The organism is Thalassotalea sp. PLHSN55 (genome assembly GCF_052030545.1).
Lineage (GTDB): Bacteria > Pseudomonadota > Gammaproteobacteria > Enterobacterales > Alteromonadaceae > CANMXU01.
This window is the reverse complement of the sequence record NZ_JBPDIH010000001.1, coordinates 336,437-353,298: the sequence shown is the minus strand read 5'-3', so window position 1 is coordinate 353,298 and position 16,862 is coordinate 336,437. Positions and strand designations below refer to the sequence as shown.

Sequence of the window (16,862 nt, the reverse complement as noted above, 5' to 3'; positions counted from 1 at the left end):
TCAAGGCGTGAACAACACAGCATGGTTGTTCCATGTAAGTTGTGAACAACGATGAAGAAATGGCGTTTAGTTGAACCCCAAGGGCAGCGTTTCTAGGCATTTAACCATCATTATTGCGCTTTCATGTGGAATAACCACATAGCAATCACAATGCTTTGTCTAAATACCTATAAACTGCTGCAAAAATAAACACGAAAGATCAACAGACCCTAATCATTTAACTTACATTGCAAATTGCGAAAAAATTTCAATTTGCAATGTAAATGCCTTTAAATACCCTCAAAAAAATTTAAGAATCACACGCCTAAAACCCATATAAGTCACAATTATCAATCACTTAAAATAAAAATAAAGACTTTGGCACGACACTAGCAATGTAAGCATTATTCATTTAGTTATTGCAGGTGTTTGTTATGAATCAGCTAGTAAGTTCAAACAGCCAATTAGACACACATAGAAAAAAAATCTATCAAGGCTCGGGCTTTGATCATGTCATCGCGGTGTTATTGCTCATCATCACCCTACCGGTGATGCTAGTAAATACCTTGATTGCCATAGTGAGCAATGCGCCAGTATTTACTACTATCGGCAAAACCGATGCTCTTGGCCGCGCCATTACGCTGCGTCACTTTAATAAAGGCATTTTTTGTCAAAGCGCACTTTTGCTCGATATTTTGCAAAATAAATTAGCGTTTTGCGGCATATCATTAAAACACCAAGTTTCGTTTGAGATGCAAGACATTGTTAAAGCGCAGTTTGACTGCAAGCCCGCGTTATTTAGCTTATACGATTTACACCAACAAACCGGCCTTGCTGTGCAAGACGCCGACGAGCTGTTATTGAAACAACTCACCAGCACTAAAGCAAACTGGGTAGCCTTGTTTACTAAAAGTGTATTGTGCTTAGTGGTATATCGCTCAAATAAAGCGCTCAAACGCAGCAAACGTATTTCGTTATTTGGCTTGCCGTTAAATAACATCATGATGCAAGAGGCGGTGCATTTAGTTACTCATACCGAAAGAGCATTGCAATCAGCCCCTAAATTAACTTTTTTTATTAACGTTAATTCAATCAATTTAGCACTTAAAAACGCGACTTTTTATCAGCAGTTACAACAAGCTGATCACCTACTGGCTGATGGTTCGGGCATGCGCTTAGCAGCAAAGTCTGCCGGCTATTTATTAGAAGATAATAACAATGGCACCGACATGCTGCCGCATTTATGTAAAAGCTGTATCGCCCATAAAAAATCACTCTTTTTATTAGGCTCAGCGCCAGGCGTAGCCGATAAAACCGCAAAAAATTTACAAGCACAATTTCGCGGTCTTAACATTGCAGGCACAGCTCATGGCTACTTTTCTGACAATGAAACAGCACAATTAATTGCCGATATTAATGACAGTGGTTGCGACATTTTATTAGTTGCAATGGGCTCTCCTATGCAAGAGCAATGGTTGTTAGCCCACAAACATAAATTACATTGCCAAAGCGCACTCGCCGTGGGCGGCTTATTCGACTTTTATTCAGGCCGTATCAGCCGTTCACCTATGTGGCTTAGAGAGCTTGGGCTTGAATGGTTATGGCGACTTGCTAAAGAACCTGTTGCCAAGTTCAACCGCTATGTTATTGGCAATCCGTTATTTTTATTTCGTATTTTTATTCTTGGTTTAGCTAGAAAAGGGGTTAAATAATGTCTATTCAACTAACAACTCAACTGGTAAATAGTATCAATGTAACACCAAAAAAAGCAGCAGTTAAACGCTTTGGTCACCGCGGAATTCCGGTATGTGTGCAGCAGCTTGTTGCTGGCATTGGCTTATTGATGATCAGCCCTTTACTGCTTTTAGTAATGTTACTGATCAAACTTGAAAGCCGCGGCGATATTTTATTTTCGCAAATTCGTGTCGGTGAAAATGGTCGTCACTTCAAAATGTACAAGTTTCGTTCAATGTATTTAAAAACAGATGCTAAATACCAAGAGCCAGATCCTAGCCAAAGCTCACGTGATGGTGTTTGTAAAAAATACGTTAACGACCCTCGCATTACGCCTATTGGCCGTTTTATTAGAAAATATTCTATTGATGAGCTACCGCAATTATTCAATGTAGTCACTGGCGATATGTGTTTGGTAGGTCCGCGCCCTGCGCTTGCGATTGAAACCTATCAATACCAATTTACTGAGCAGTCACGTTTATTTTCTAAACCAGGCTTAACCGGTTTATGGCAAGTATCTGGCCGCGCAGACACCGACTTTGCCGAGCAAATGCAGTTAGATAATACTTATATCAATAAGCAAAGTATTTTGATGGACCTAAAAATTCTAGCGCTGACTATTCCGGCTGTGATCACTGCCAAAGGCGCTTATTAAAAGCTGCAAGAAATAAGCTAGAAATGGTAAGTTAAAAGCAACAAGCATAAGTTCGACTACGTGCGAGCTTATGCTTTTAGCTTTTAGCTTTTAGCTTTTAGCTTTTAGTATTTAGTTTTTAATCAGCTGACACTGCCATAATAATCCCCTTTTTTACCATGATGCAATTTGCAAAATAAGTTTTTTGTGCGTTGCAAATTAAAAACTCCCACAATAGATAAAATCATCCAAAAACAAAAATAGCTTTACATTTCAATTAATTAAGAAATAAATTTAAGTTGGTACGCTACCTGCAATATCACTATTAATACCCGCATTAAAGGAATAACTCATGTTAAGTAGTCAACGTTTTAACTTACAGGTTTTAGCCAAAGTATCGCTGCTAACTTGTGCATTAGGTTTAACAGCTTGCGCCAAACATAACATTGAAACAGCGCCAAGAAACGAAGTGCGCTTTTATGGAACGCCGGGGGAAAATGGCGACGCTTTTATTCATGAGCAAGCGCCGCAAACACTCTTTTCACAAAACCTAGATTGCAGTGAATTTCAGAATATGGGCGCGGCCTTAAATTATCGGGTCGATAAAGCGTTAACCATAAAAGACAATAGCCCGTTAACAGGTGAAAACGATCCTATACTCAGTCAAGGCTTGTTACTTAGCCCCGGCGATTTAGTGGAAGTATTGATTGAAGACGGTGAAGGTTTTAACGGCCGCTACATTATTGATAATGCAGGCTTTGTAAAGTTACCGTTAATTGGTTCGATCAGCGCAGCTGGCAAATCGATCAATATGGTCGAAACTGATATTGAGTTGGCGTTAGTTCGCGCGCACATTTTTCAACCAGCAAGCGCTATGGTCACCATGCAAGTCTTAAATTGGTCGTCAATTGAAGTATCGGTTGCCGGCGCGGTATTTCAGCCAGGGCGCGTAGTCATTAATAAAAAAGATTTGCAATCAACTTTGCCTGATCAAGTTAATGCCTTTGGTGATTATTCAACCACGCGGTTATTATCAGAAGCCATTCGCGCTGCCTCTGGTATTCGCCCTGATGCCAAGTTAGATCAAGTTATTTTGATCCGCAAAGGCTGGCAAGTACAAGTTGATATGACCGGAATGCTAAGCGGCGAAGTGGTAAGAGATTACCCGCTGGTATCAGGCGATCGCGTTATTGTGCCAAGCACCGGCTGTTTTCAAGCGCATTTAGTCAGACCAAGCCAAATTACACCAAAAGGATTTCGTGTATTTATGTCAAATTTAATTGATTCTGCTGGCGATAACTCCAGCGCAGCAGTCGGTCGTTATTCAACAAACTTACCTTACGGCACACGTTTATTGCAAGCGGCGGTATCAGCTAACTGTGTTGGCGGTAAAGACTGGACCAATGCACCACGCCGCGTAGTACTTTCAAGCAAAAACCCGATTACCGGTGAAACTCAAGTGATTGAACGCTCAGTTGAAGAGCTGATCACTATGCCCAGTAAAGGCGAAATTAATCCGTATTTAATGCCCAACGACGCCGTTGCTTGTTACGACTCGAACATCACCAATTACCGTGATATCGCGCGTACCATTGCCGACATTCTTATTCCATTTAAATTGTTATAGGTGATGTATGAAATATCCTTTAGCAACAACTAGCCCATACCAACGTTTTCGCGCTAACGTTTATCGTATCCTTAAGCGTCCGTATTTAGTGACTGCGTTGATATCTTATAGTCTGGTCGGTTTATTAATTGCCGCCTATTTAGCCAAAGCGCCAAGTTATTCAAGTGACATGGAATTAGTATTACCTGGCACAGGAAATAGCAGCAGCGTCACTTTAGACAATGTTGGCCAAGTGGTATCGCAAACCAGTACCCCTTTTGCCGGTGGTGGTTTTAACCCACGGGTAAATTACAAAGAAATGTTAGCCAGCCGCGCAGTACGTGAGCGCGCAGCGAAAAGTTTAAACATCAGCATGGAAGCCTTAGGTCAGGCAAAAATAAAACTGACCGAGCAAACCTCAATTATTGCCCTAACCACTAAGGCTGGCAGCAAAACGCTAGCACAAGAAAAAGCTTATGCGCTATACCACGCATTGCAATTTGAATTAGATGCATTACGCGCCGATGAAGTATTTCGCCGCGACCAAAGCATTAAGCAAGTACTTGATCAATATCGCGTACGGGTTAACAGCACTCGTAATGCCATTGTTGATTTTCAGCAACGCTCAGTGGTGGTATCGACCAATCAAATGGACAAGCTGGTGCAAACCTTAGCTGGCGTGAAAGAGCGTCAAGTGTATGTCAAAGCCGAAGGTCAGCAATTAGAAGAATACATTAACCAGTTAAGCCAAGAGTTAGGTGTGTCTCCTAAATTGGCAGGGCAAGCGTTTATTTTGCAATCAGACGTTGAGTTTCGCGCTTATATGAATGAGCTTGAGCAAAGCATAACGCAATTAAACGAGTACAGTTCGCGCTGGGGCATTAATCACCCGAAAGTGGTTGCTCAGCAAAAGCGATTAACCTTTACCCGTACTGCCATTAACAATCGCAGCACTGAATTATTTGGCATTAATACCACAGAAATTTTTAATAATTTAAACCTTGATTTAAATCCAAAACGTTCGCAATTGTTTGCCGATTTAATTGACGCTTATGCTAATCAAAAAGGTCAAAGCTCAATGCTGGCTGATTTAAAACGCTCAGCGGATCATTTAAGCGATCAGTTAAAAATTTATTCACGTGAAATTGTTGAACTGGAAAGACTGCAACGCGAATTTAACATGGCTGAAGCGATTTTCACCTCAGCCGCGGCACGCTTAGAAGCGAGTAAAGCTGACATTTTTGCTTCGTACCCTGTGGTGCAAATGTTAACTACGCCGTCTTTTCCAACAAAACAAAGTAGCCCGAAAAAACTCATTGCCGTGGTTATCGCTGTTACCGGCTTTATTTTTATCACACTAGGATTGGTGATCATATGTCAACGCAACAAGTTAATTGCACTTCTACTGAAGAAAAACTAATTTGGTTTGGCCTAGTGATGACCTACCCACTGTTTGCCATTGGTGGATTATATGTGATGGGTTCGGTACTGGGTTGGCTGATATTTATCGTTGCGATGTTACGTATATTTATTCACGGTAAAGAAGCTGATGCCTATATTCCCGCGCTGATTTGGTTATGGATAGTGGGCGGGTTGATGATGCTATTAGCCTTATTAGTGGCGCATGCCAACTGGGATTTAGGCTTAGCTAAAACGATAAAATCGTCAATCGGCTGGGCAAAAGGCTGGGCACTGATGCCGTTATTTTTAGTCATTGGCGCCATGGTAAAAATAAACCCTGCCATGGTAGTGCGCGCCGTTTGCATGGTTTCACTGCATTCCATTATTTTTGCCATCATCAGCATTGCAGCTTATGTGGCTGGCTTACCCGGTGATTTATTTGTTTCCCCCTTAAAAGCCATTGGCGGCCCAGGCGCTGACTTTTTCACGGTAAGCTTTTATGGCCTTAATCCAGAAACGGGTGCTGGCCGTTGGCGCTTTTTTGCGCCTTGGGCACCAGCGGCAGGTTTTATGGCGTGTTTATTTTTAATTTTTTGCGCTCAAGAAAAAAACCGCTTTTGGCGCAATAGTGGTTTACTCGGCAGCCTAGTAATGTGCTTGTTGTCGCAGTCGCGCGCGGGCTGGGTTATCTATATTTGTTTAGTGCCGTTAGTGATGATGAAAGATCGCCTCACCAATCCAATCTGGTTTATTGTCGTCGGTGTTGCCCTTCCCGCCATTGTTATTTTAGGCGAACCTATATTTGAGTGGGTACTCGGCAGCTATGAAGACATTAAAGCCTCGCGCCCCGACTCTACCCGAGTACGCTCGGCGTTAGAAAATATTGCCTTGCAGCGCTGGCAAGCAGAAGCGCCAATTTGGGGGCATGGCATTGTTGAACGCGGCCCTAAAATTGTTGAATATATGCCTATTGGCACCCATCACAGTTGGTACGGGTTACTCTTTGTTAAAGGCATTGTTGGCTTATTAGCGTTAGCCATTCCACTGGCATTTACTTGTCTCTATTTAATTTTTCAGTATGCAAGCAATCACCATGCACGCTCAGCTTTATTAATGATCGTGGTTTTTATTTGTTATTCATTTTTTGAAAATTTAGAAATTCTCGCCTTTCTTTTATGGCCGGCACTACTGTGGATTGGCATTGCCTTAAACCCGTTAAAATCAAACATTAGCAAAGCCTAGCTGTTCTGGGCTGATGCATTTTAAAAAAGCAGTAAATAATTGCGTTGCAAATTGAAAAACCACATTTCATAAAACCGCATGGGTTTTAAAAATAACCTTTTATATCAAGGTATTAAAAAATATTATTAAGTTGGTACGCTACCTGCAAAACCACTATCAATAACCCCGTTATTTTTGGAGTGGAACATGCTTAAACAACTTTTAAAACCAAACGATGCATACCTTGTTGGATATTACGGCATGCGCAACAGTGGCGACGATGCCTTAATGTATGCTTGTGCTTGGGGCGCAAAAAATCGCTTAGACTGTGAAACCACTAAAATTGGTTTATATGGCGAGCATCAACGCCAAACCCCAGCGACGCATCAGCAAAACTTACAGCATAAGCAAGCGTTTTCTGGTCAAAATAGACTAAACCACTATCAAGCAGCGATTCAAAGCAAGCGCATTATTTTTGGTGGCGGCGCGGTATTGCATAGCGAGTCAGACATTAATTTAAAACGTCATTTGATGAAATTATCTGGCAGCAATAACAGCTTAGCGCTAGGGGTAAGTATTGGTCCATTTCAGTCACTTGCGGCCGAAAAAAGCTGCGCAAAATTTTTAAATGAATGTCGCTTTACCGGCGTGCGTGACCAAGCAAGTTTAGAAATTGCAACAAGCATTGCGCCACAAGCGAACGTGAAAAAAACCTTCGATTTAGCGCCATTATTGCTGTGTTATAACCAAGCGCTTAAAACACAGGTAAAACGCAAAGGCATTGCCTTATCGCTATGCTCCGTGGCAATTAGCCCAATGGGCGATGTCAATGAAAAAGCTGAACTTGCCCGCATTGAAAAATTTTGTCAGCTCATTATTCGCCTTTATAGAAATACGGGCGAGCCTATTACCTTGGTTGAATTTAATGGCCATGAACAATTAGGCGATTGGAAAATCAACCAAGCCATTCTGGCACGTCTACCTGCCGATATTGAAGTTAATGTGCAATATTATCACCCAGATCCGATCACAGTATTAAATTCTTTGGCGCAATATAAAGCCGTTATTAGCATGCGCTTGCATGGCGCCATTTTAGGCTATTTAGCCGATACGCCAGTCATGTCACTTAATTACCATGAAAAATGCCAAGGCTGGTGTGAGCAAATAGGCATGCCGAAAGAGCTGCAATCAAGCCTGATTGATTTAGACATCAACCAAATAGCCAATACCTTAGAGCACGGGCTAAGTGAAGGGTTTGCACAGCCATTAATGCCAACATCCACTGCGTTAAAGCAAGCATTAGGCAACTGGCATTTAAGCGCCATTGATAACAAAACCTTAAGCCGCGCTACTTATCAGCAGGTATCTTTATAACCTAGTTCTTTACGCTTTAAACGTTAGCCAATTATTTTATTTTCGGAGACTCGACCATGAATACTGATATCAATACGCCAGCATTTACCGTGATCATTCCACTTTATAATAAAGCTGAGCATATTTTACGTACCCTCAAAAGTGTGCAAGCGCAAAAATACCCAGCCACAGAAATTATTGTCATCGACGATGGGTCAACCGATAATGGCGCAGAATTAGTGGCTCAAGCTAACATTGAAAAACTAACCCTTATTCGCCAGAAAAACCAAGGGGTTTCAGCAACCCGTAATAATGGCATTGCGATGGCGAGTTGTGAATACATTGCCTTTTTAGATGCTGACGATCAGTGGCTACCTTTATATTTAGAAGAAACCGCGCATTTAATAAATAAGTTTCCAAACGCGGAGGTTTTTGGCACTAAATATCAAATTGTTGAAGGTGATAACGTTTACTTAGATGCAAAAATTGCTCTACCCGCTCTTGACCCAGATGGGGTTATTTTATCCGATTATTTTGATATTGCCTCAAAAGGCGACTTGCCCTTTACCATGTCGTCGGTTGCCATGAAGCGCTCTTTATTAAACAAAATAGGCGGTTTTCCGGTAGGTGAACCTATAGGTGAAGATCAAGATTTATTTTGCCGCGCTGCGCTAAACACCCAAATTGCTTATTCAACCAACATTCATTCGCTTTATCATAAAGACGCACAGAATCAGGCCAGTAAACTGAATGTGCCAAGCCAAGAATGCGCCTTTAGCGTACGAGTAACGAAAAAAGCGCACCAGCATAGCCATAAGCAAAAATTAAATATGCTGCGTTACAGCGCGGCGCATTTATGCCATTTAGCCAAACTTAACATTATTAACGGCAGGTTCACGCAAGCACGCAGTTTATTAGCCGACCCGCGCTGTAAGTTAAAACCTAAACATCTTGTTGGCTTATTTGCCTTTTCATACCTAAAACAATTACAAGGTGTATTTGCCCGAAACTAAATGTGGAAGCAATAAGCGATAAGCGATAAGCGATAAGCTGAAAGCAATAAGCGATAAGCTGAAAGTGGCAAGTGGCAGTGAAGTAACAAAAAACGGAGCCATTCGGCTCCGTTTTTATCAAGCAATTAACACATGCTGTTTATTTGTCATCAAGCTCTGCAATTTTTACTTTCCAAATTGCAGGTCCAGTCACGTGTGCCGACTCACCAGAGCTGTCAACAGCTACAGTTACTGGCATATCTTCGACTTCAAATTCATAGATAGCTTCCATTCCTAAGTCTTCAAAAGCAACAACTTTTGCTTTTTTAACCGCTTTGGACACTAAATAAGCTGCGCCACCAACTGCCATTAAATAAACTGAATTATGCTTTTTAATTGATTCACACGTCGCTGCACCGCGCTCAGATTTACCAATTGAGCCAAGTAGACCTGTTTGCGATAACATCATTTCTGAAAACTTATCCATACGCGTTGCTGTTGTTGGTCCTGCAGGCCCTACTGCTTCATCACCAATCGCGTCAACTGGCCCTACGTAATAAATAAATTTATTAGTAAAATCTACTGGTAGTTCTTCGCCTGCTGCTAGCATGTCGCTGATACGTTTATGGGCGGCATCGCGACCGGTTAAAATGGTGCCACTTAATAAAACGGTTTCACCTGTTTTCCAATCGCTAATATCCGCTTTCGTTAAATCGTCAACGTTTACACGGCGAACATCATCACCCACTTCCCAAGTAATTTCTGGCCACTCTTCTAATTTTGGTGGTGTTAAGTCTGCTGGACCACTTCCATCTAGGTGAAAATGAACATGGCGTGTTGCCGCACAGTTTGGGATCATCACAACAGGTTTAGAAGCAGCGTGAGTTGGTACTGAGTTAATTTTCACGTCGACAACGGTTGTTAAACCACCTAAACCTTGTGCACCAATACCTAATTTGTTTACACGCTCATAAATTTCTAAACGTAGTTCTTCTTCGGCAGTTTCAGGACCACGGTCAATAAGCTCTTGAATATCTACAGGATCCATTAAACTTTCTTTGGCAAGTACACCCGCTTTTTCTGCAGTACCACCGATACCTATACCTAACATTCCCGGAGGACACCAACCTGCGCCCATACTTGGTAAGGTATTAACAACCCAATCAGCAATAGAGTCACTTGGGTTTAACATCACCATTTTGGTTTTGTTTTCACTACCGCCGCCTTTAGCTGCGATCATCACTTCAATTTCATTACCTTCAACCAAGTCAATATGCACAACTGATGGCGTATTGTCTTTCGTGTTTTTACGAGCGCCGGCAGGATCGGCAACAATAGAAGCACGTAACGGATTGTCAGGGTTCAAATACGCACGACGAGTACCTTCATCAACCATTTGCTGAACTGTCATGTCAGTTTTATCCCACTGCACCGCCATGCCCACTTTAACAAAACACGTAACAATACCTGTGTCTTGGCATATTGGGCGCTTGCCATGAGCAGACATACGAGAGTTAATGAGAATTTGTGCGATGGCATCTTTTGCCGCACTGCTTTGTTCTTTGTGGTACGCTTTTTCAAGTGCTTGGATAAAATCGAGTGGATGATAAAAAGAGATATATTGCAGCGCATCTGCAACACTATCGATCAGGTCTTGTTGTTTAATGATTGTCATAACGGCCCCGTTGTTCATGCTTGATGTTAATCTATATTTCAATCTAGAGTTGAAAGTTATAAAATTGCCGATATCATACCCTGCTTGGTTACAAGCTGCTACAGGAAATAACTCATTATAATGGCAAAAACGGCAAAAACTTTCATCTCTATCGCGCCACTTTCACTTACGCAAATAAAAGAGCCATTAACCCTGTTTTCTGCACTGGCCAACCAGCCGTGGTCAATGTGGTTAGACTCGTGTGAAAGTGACCACGAAGATGCCAATTTCGACGTTATGGTTTTTAATCCATTAGTAACCTTGCAAACCCAAGCGCTTAGTACAAGGATCACTTGGCAAAACCAAGAAAATGCTCATCTAAATCAAGAAAGCGAAGCCGATCCACTTAGCTTACTTAAGCAAGTTCAAGATGATGTGTTTGCCGATATAAGTTTACCTAAAGCAAGTTTGCCATTTATCGGTGGCGCCTTAGGTTACTTTGCTTACGATTTAGGTCAGCGATTTGAACAACTTCCAGCTAAAGCAATACGAGATATTGCCTTACCTGAAATGGCGGTTGGTATTTATTTGCACGCTATTATTTTTGACCGAAAAACAAATGAATTTGTCTTAGTATGCCCTGATGAAAAACGCCAAGAAATTGAACAACAGTTGCTGCATTTATTACATCAACAACAAGAAGACCATCAGCACCACGGTTTTAGTTTACAAACCGACTGGCAGGCAAATCTAACTAAAAGCCAATATTGCGAAAAATTTAAGCAAGTGCAAGAGTATTTGCTTTCTGGAGATTGTTACCAAATTAACCTCGCACAACGCTTTCACGCCCAATACCAAGGTGATGAATTTGATGCCTACTTAGCTTTGCGCGCTGCCAACAAAGCACCTTTCTCTGCTTTTATTCGCCTAGAAGATGCCGCCGTGTTAAGCATTTCGCCTGAACGATTTTTAAAGCTAACTGATAACAAAGTACAAAGTAAGCCAATTAAAGGGACTAAACCTAGAGCATCAGCTGCGGCAATCGATCAACAAAATGCCATTGACCTACAACACTCAGAAAAAGATCGTGCTGAAAACTTAATGATTGTCGACTTACTAAGAAACGACATAAGCAAGGTTTGTCTGCCGGGCAGTGTTAAAGTGCCAAAGCTATTTGATATTGAAAGCTTCCCTGCCGTTCATCATTTAGTTAGCACTGTTGAAGGGCAATTAGAAAGTCACTTTAGTACAACAGATCTGCTACGAGGTGCTTTTCCTGGCGGCTCAATAACTGGAGCGCCAAAAATAAGAGCGATGGAAGTGATCGACGAATTAGAGCCTCATCATCGCAGCATCTACTGTGGCTCTATTGGCTATATTTCTGCATGTGGTAACATGGATACTAGTATTACTATTCGCACCTTAGCGTGTAAAAACCAGCAAATCTACTGTTGGGCCGGTGGTGGTTTAGTCGCTGATTCAACCGCAGATAGCGAGTATCAAGAAACCTTTGATAAAGTTGCTAAAATACTGCCTGTACTGAGCCAGTTATAAAATCTAAAGCACGTTGGTTTTGCAAAATGAAAGGCTGAAACGATGACCAAAAATGAATTTTTACAACGTTTTCAATTACGACCTTTAGAAAATTCTGCGCATTTATATAAACATGATGGAAAAGTAAGGCAAGCGGCTGTGCTTATTCCTCTTATAGATAACCATAACCAAGCGTTAGACGTGCTTTTTACCAAGCGTGCTGCACACCTAAAACATCACCCTGGGCAGGTAAGTTTTCCTGGTGGAAAAGTTGAACCAAGTGATAAAAATTTAATTGATACCGCCCTTCGAGAGTCTTATGAAGAGATAGGCCTGCCGGCAGATGCAATTTCCATTGTTGGCCAATTAAAGTCTTATCACACCATTAGCGGTTATATTGTCACGCCTATTGTCGCGGTTGTTTCAAAAGCCCCCGAATATGAGATTGACCACAATGAAGTGAGTGAAGTTTTTCATGTGCCTTTAACGCACTTTCTCAATACACAAAATCACATTCAAGTTAATGCTCACTTCAACGGTAAGCATCATCCTATTAACTATATGCCTTATCAAGAGCATAATATTTGGGGAGCAACAGCCTCGATGTTAAAAGATCTTGCCAGTCATCTCGCCTAATATAATCCTTACCATTAATAATACCTTCTATAATTGAACTTAACTTTTGATTTTAAAAACGATAACTTTCAGTTAAGATTACACGAATTAACTATAGATATAATTGCTAAACGCAAAATAATATTCGAGATTTTATATGATTAGCGTATTTGATATGTTCTCTATTGGTATTGGCCCTTCTAGCTCTCATACAGTTGGCCCAATGAAAGCGGCTAAACTTTTTGTTGAACACTTAGCAGCTCAAAATTTGTTAACCAAGACAACAACGGTAAAAACTGAGTTATTTGGCTCGTTAGGTCAAACTGGCATTGGCCATGGCACAGGCAAAGCAGTGATCTTAGGTTTAGCAGGTCAATCACCAGAAACTATCGCCGTTGATGATATTGACAGTATTTTAAACAATGTAGTCGCCACAGAAACCATAGCGTTAATGGCGCAGCATCAGGTGAGCTTCCCTAAAAAAGATGCCATCATATATCATCGCCGAAAAACCTTACCAGCACATGCTAATGCCATGACTTTATATGCTTTTTCAGGCGATAAACTCTTGCTTGAAGAAACCTATTACTCTATTGGCGGCGGTTTTATTGTGCAAGATTGTGACTTTGATAAAGAAAAAGACAAAGCACTTTCTCTTCATAGCAACATTAATCGACCGCACGTATTTTCCAGCGCTGATGAATTGATCAATATCGCGGTAACTAAAGGCTTAAGCATCAGCACTATCATGATGGACAACGAAAAGTGTCTTAATGATGAACAGGTTATTCGCAAGCAATTATTACAAATTTGGCAAGCAATGCGTGACAGCGTAGATCGCGGTATGAAAACCGAAGGGATTTTACCAGGCGGTTTAAAAGTGACACGTCGTGCACCTGCCTTGCACCGCTCTTTGCTTGTAGAAAATAATAACGACCCACTTAGTGCGATGGATTGGGTTAATTTATTTGCCTTAGCGGTAAATGAAGAAAATGCCGCCGGTAGCCGAGTAGTAACTGCGCCAACAAATGGTGCTGCGGGCATTATTCCTGCTGTACTTTGTTATTACGATAAATTTATAAAACCGGTTAGCGATGAAGACTGCATCCGATATTTATTATCTGCTGCAGCGATTGGTATTTTGTATAAAACCAATGCTTCAATCTCAGGCGCAGAAGTTGGCTGTCAGGGCGAAGTAGGTGTTGCCTGTTCAATGGCTGCCGGTGCGCTAACTGAAATTATGGGCGGCTCACCGAATCAAGTTGAAAATGCCGCTGAAATAGGTATGGAGCACAACCTTGGTTTAACGTGTGATCCGGTTGGCGGACTTGTGCAAGTTCCTTGTATCGAGCGAAATGCTATGGGATCAGTAAAAGCGATTAACGCATCAAGGCTTGCACTTCGTGGCACAGGCACTAACAAAGTTTCGTTAGATAAAGTGATCAAAACCATGTGGGATACAGGTAACGACATGAAAACCAAATATAAAGAAACATCTCGTGGTGGTTTAGCGGTTAATATAATTGAGTGTTAACAGCAAAAAATTTAATTGAATTTGCTACATTAGAATAAATATTCGCCCATAATTAAAAAGCCCGTTAATAACTAACGGGCTTTTTAATTTGGAAGTTTTTAACTGGCTATCTATATGGCAAATCTATATCAGAAAACAGTTCGTCAATTTCATTGTTATTTTTCAATAAAACAGCTCGAGTAACCAAGTCACGATTTAAATGCGGTGCAAATCGTTCAATAAAATCAAACATATAACTACGTAAAAACGTACCGCGTCTAAAGCCTATTTTGGTGGTACTTGGTTTAAATAAGTGACTAGCATCGATAGCAACAAGGTCGCTATCAATCTTAGGATCAATCGCCATAGTTGCGATAACACCAATACCTACGCCTAAACGAACGTAAGTTTTAATCACATCAGCGTCGGTTGCGGTGAACGCAATTTTAGGCTCAACACCCGCACTGCTAAAGGCGTTATCTAATTCAGAACGGCCGGTAAAACCAAAAACATAGGTTACTAAAGAATACTTTGCTACATCTTCAATGGTGATGTTTTGCTTTTTCGCCAGAGGGTGATCAGGGCGGACAATAATACTGCGATTCCAGTGATAACATGGCAACATGATCAAGTCGTTATACAAGTGAAGAGATTCAGTTGCAATGGCAAAATCAGCATCACCTTTCGCAGCAGAGTCACTAATTTGCGCAGGAGTTCCTTGATACATATGTAAAGAAACTTTGGAATACTTCTTAATAAAACCTTGAATAACTTCTGGCAAAGCATAACGTGCTTGCGTATGAGTTGTTGCTATACGCAGTCGTCCTTCATCTGGTTGAGTATATTCGCGAGCAACCGCTTTTATCGCTTCAACTTTCGATAGAATTTCGCTAGAAATATTAATCACGTCTTTGCCCGCTGGTGTTACATGGGTTAAATGCTTACCGCTGCGACCAAAAATTTGAATACCAAGCTCATCTTCAAGCATACGGACTTGCTTGCTAATACCTGGTTGAGATGTATATAAACTTTCTGCTGTTGCAGAAACATTAAGGTTGTTGTTGAGCACCTCAACAATGTAACGAAGTTGTTGCAGTTTCATAATAGACTTGTGATTAATAACTTTTCTTATTCTAAAAATATATACTTAATTGAAGATTTATTCCATATTATTTTTAATGTTTTGGTAAATAAATCACAACAATGTAATAAATTCGGGGGTTAAAACAGCAGCAAGCGCCCAAAAAGCGCCCAAAAATGAAATTTTATTACGCTTTTTGTACAAATAGAATGCATACACGAATAAAGGTTGGTTTAACACTATGCTTTAGCTGACATTTTTTGTAGACTTAATAATTAGGTTTGTTTTATGACATGAGTAAAAAATATGGTAGGTATAATCGTTGGTTTGATTGTCGTTTTAATTATCATAATTGTGGTAGTTAACGCTATTCAACAGCATAAAGAAAAACTCGAGCAAGAAAAACGAGCCAAAGTCGCGAAGTTAAAAGCCGTTATTGACGAAACTGAAGAGTTAATTATTAACTTAACTCATTTACCCAACAACCCAGTTGTTGCGGAAATCTTAAATCGCCGAGCGTATAACGCAGCTAAGTCCATTAAAGAATTAATGCCTGAAGCTAAAGGGATCGCTAATCGTGTTAGAGACTTAGAAGCTCGCCTTGAGGCAAGTAAAGATGCTGAGCCTGCAAAAAGTGATGAAGCTTTTGTATTGCCTGATAACGAGCAACAATTGGTTGGCATTTTACAATGTATTAAAAAATTACGCGCAACGATAAAGTCAGAACAAAGTAAAGGTGCAGTTTCCGCCCAAGTGTTCACTCAAGAAGATCAACGTTTTGAAGCGATGCAGCTAAAAATAAGCATCGAAAGTTTAGTAAAGCGTGGCAACCAAGCCTACTCTAAGGAAATGTTAGGCTCTGCAAGACAGTATTTTGAAAAAGCATTGCAAACGCTTAGTGAACATTCAGTGCAAACCGATTATACCAAAACTAAGCGCGCCGAAATTGAACAAAAACTCGAAGAAATTACTGGCGCATTAAAATCAACTAATGCCGCTGACCGAGCGAAAAAAGCTAAAGATGAAGAAGATGATTTAGATTTACTGTTTCAACCTAAAAAGAAATGGTAATCGTGTCATTTATTTAAGCCAGCGATTGCTGGCTTTTTTAATTGTCTGAGATCAGAAACGTGTTAAACAAAAGCCCAACAGTTCTCCCCTCCTTTTTACGTCGTTGCATGAAAGCTTATGCAATTAAAGCCCTTATTCGCTCTCAAGGTGCTGAACTCGCCCGTATTGGCCGCTCAAGAAATTGGCAACTCACTGCAAACTTCGAGCAAATGAATAATATCGCAGACCTAATTGAACACTCTGGTGAAGACACTTGGCTTTGGGTGGCAAAGTTGTTGCGCTCGCAGTATGTAAACCTTTCTCACAGCGCATTATTAACTATCGCTAAAAAAAATCCAGGCATCAGTGTTAATGAATTAGTCACTAAAACAGACTGTACGGTTGCTCAGGCACGTAAAGTGATTGACGAGATAGAATGGCAAGATTAAAAATTTAGCCATAAAAAAACGCTCATATAGAGCGCTTTTTATGGTCA

General features: G+C 40.8%; 14 protein-coding genes. 12 read left to right on the top strand and 2 right to left on the bottom strand.

What is annotated here, in order from left to right; genetic code table 11:
* Positions 1 to 413: 413 nt before the first annotated feature.
* The 7 genes from ACRRSQ_RS01695 (at position 414) to ACRRSQ_RS01665 (ending at position 8,941) form a co-directional block, all read left to right on the top strand.
* Entirely contained in the window at positions 414 to 1,691 is a 1,278-nt protein-coding gene (locus ACRRSQ_RS01695) for a WecB/TagA/CpsF family glycosyltransferase (protein WP_440873953.1), read from the top strand.
* Positions 1,691 to 2,368 carry a sugar transferase gene (locus ACRRSQ_RS01690; RefSeq protein ID WP_440873952.1) on the top strand — a complete coding sequence of 226 codons (678 nt, stop codon included), beginning with the start codon at positions 1,691 to 1,693 and terminating at the stop codon, positions 2,366 to 2,368. The genes ACRRSQ_RS01695 and ACRRSQ_RS01690 overlap by 1 nt, the downstream gene beginning before the upstream one ends.
* 331 nt (positions 2,369 to 2,699) lie before the next feature.
* Entirely contained in the window at positions 2,700 to 3,974 is a 1,275-nt protein-coding gene (locus tag ACRRSQ_RS01685) for a polysaccharide biosynthesis/export family protein (protein WP_440873951.1), read from the top strand.
* Between the two features lie 7 nt (positions 3,975 to 3,981).
* A complete protein-coding gene (locus tag ACRRSQ_RS01680; RefSeq protein WP_440873950.1) occupies positions 3,982 to 5,373 on the top strand; it encodes a GumC family protein in 1,392 nt (463 codons plus the stop codon).
* Positions 5,328 to 6,596 (top strand): O-antigen ligase family protein, encoded by a 1,269-nt coding sequence (locus tag ACRRSQ_RS01675; protein ID WP_440873949.1) that lies wholly within the window; start codon positions 5,328 to 5,330, stop codon positions 6,594 to 6,596. The genes ACRRSQ_RS01680 and ACRRSQ_RS01675 overlap by 46 nt, the downstream gene beginning before the upstream one ends.
* A 186-nt stretch (positions 6,597 to 6,782) precedes the next feature.
* Positions 6,783 to 7,949, top strand: a complete 1,167-nt coding sequence (locus ACRRSQ_RS01670; protein ID WP_440873948.1) for a polysaccharide pyruvyl transferase family protein — start codon at positions 6,783 to 6,785, stop codon at positions 7,947 to 7,949.
* A gap of 56 nt (positions 7,950 to 8,005) precedes the next feature.
* Positions 8,006 to 8,941 carry a glycosyltransferase family 2 protein gene (locus tag ACRRSQ_RS01665; protein WP_440873947.1) on the top strand — a complete coding sequence of 312 codons (936 nt, stop codon included), beginning with the start codon at positions 8,006 to 8,008 and terminating at the stop codon, positions 8,939 to 8,941.
* A gap of 139 nt (positions 8,942 to 9,080) precedes the next feature.
* Here ACRRSQ_RS01665 and ACRRSQ_RS01660 read toward each other — a convergent pair whose 3' ends face one another.
* Positions 9,081 to 10,595 carry a fumarate hydratase gene (locus tag ACRRSQ_RS01660; protein WP_440873946.1) on the bottom strand — a complete coding sequence of 505 codons (1,515 nt, stop codon included), beginning with the start codon at positions 10,593 to 10,595 and terminating at the stop codon, positions 9,081 to 9,083.
* Between the two features lie 120 nt (positions 10,596 to 10,715).
* On the opposite strand from ACRRSQ_RS01660, the gene pabB reads away from it, so the two are divergent.
* From pabB to ACRRSQ_RS01645, 3 genes are all read left to right on the top strand, one after another.
* Positions 10,716 to 12,128, top strand: a complete 1,413-nt coding sequence (gene pabB / locus ACRRSQ_RS01655) for an aminodeoxychorismate synthase component I (RefSeq protein ID WP_440873945.1) — start codon at positions 10,716 to 10,718, stop codon at positions 12,126 to 12,128.
* A 42-nt stretch (positions 12,129 to 12,170) separates the two neighbouring features.
* The gene (locus ACRRSQ_RS01650; RefSeq protein ID WP_440873944.1) at positions 12,171 to 12,743 is read left to right on the top strand and encodes a CoA pyrophosphatase; all 573 of its coding nucleotides are present in this window, start codon (positions 12,171 to 12,173) and stop codon (positions 12,741 to 12,743) included.
* A 136-nt stretch (positions 12,744 to 12,879) separates the two neighbouring features.
* Entirely contained in the window at positions 12,880 to 14,256 is a 1,377-nt protein-coding gene (locus ACRRSQ_RS01645) for an L-serine ammonia-lyase (RefSeq protein WP_440873943.1), read from the top strand.
* A 106-nt stretch (positions 14,257 to 14,362) separates the two neighbouring features.
* On the opposite strand, the gene cysB is transcribed toward ACRRSQ_RS01645, so the two are convergent.
* On the bottom strand, positions 14,363 to 15,337 hold the full coding sequence (cysB, locus tag ACRRSQ_RS01640; protein WP_440873942.1) for an HTH-type transcriptional regulator CysB: 975 nt from the start codon (positions 15,335 to 15,337) through the stop codon (positions 14,363 to 14,365).
* A gap of 285 nt (positions 15,338 to 15,622) precedes the next feature.
* Between cysB and ACRRSQ_RS01635 the strand changes: the two genes are divergently transcribed.
* Positions 15,623 to 16,387 carry a hypothetical protein gene (locus ACRRSQ_RS01635; RefSeq protein WP_440873941.1) on the top strand — a complete coding sequence of 255 codons (765 nt, stop codon included), beginning with the start codon at positions 15,623 to 15,625 and terminating at the stop codon, positions 16,385 to 16,387.
* A gap of 59 nt (positions 16,388 to 16,446) precedes the next feature.
* Positions 16,447 to 16,815, top strand: a complete 369-nt coding sequence (locus ACRRSQ_RS01630) for a ribosome recycling factor family protein (protein ID WP_440873940.1) — start codon at positions 16,447 to 16,449, stop codon at positions 16,813 to 16,815.
* Positions 16,816 to 16,862 lie beyond the last annotated feature (47 nt).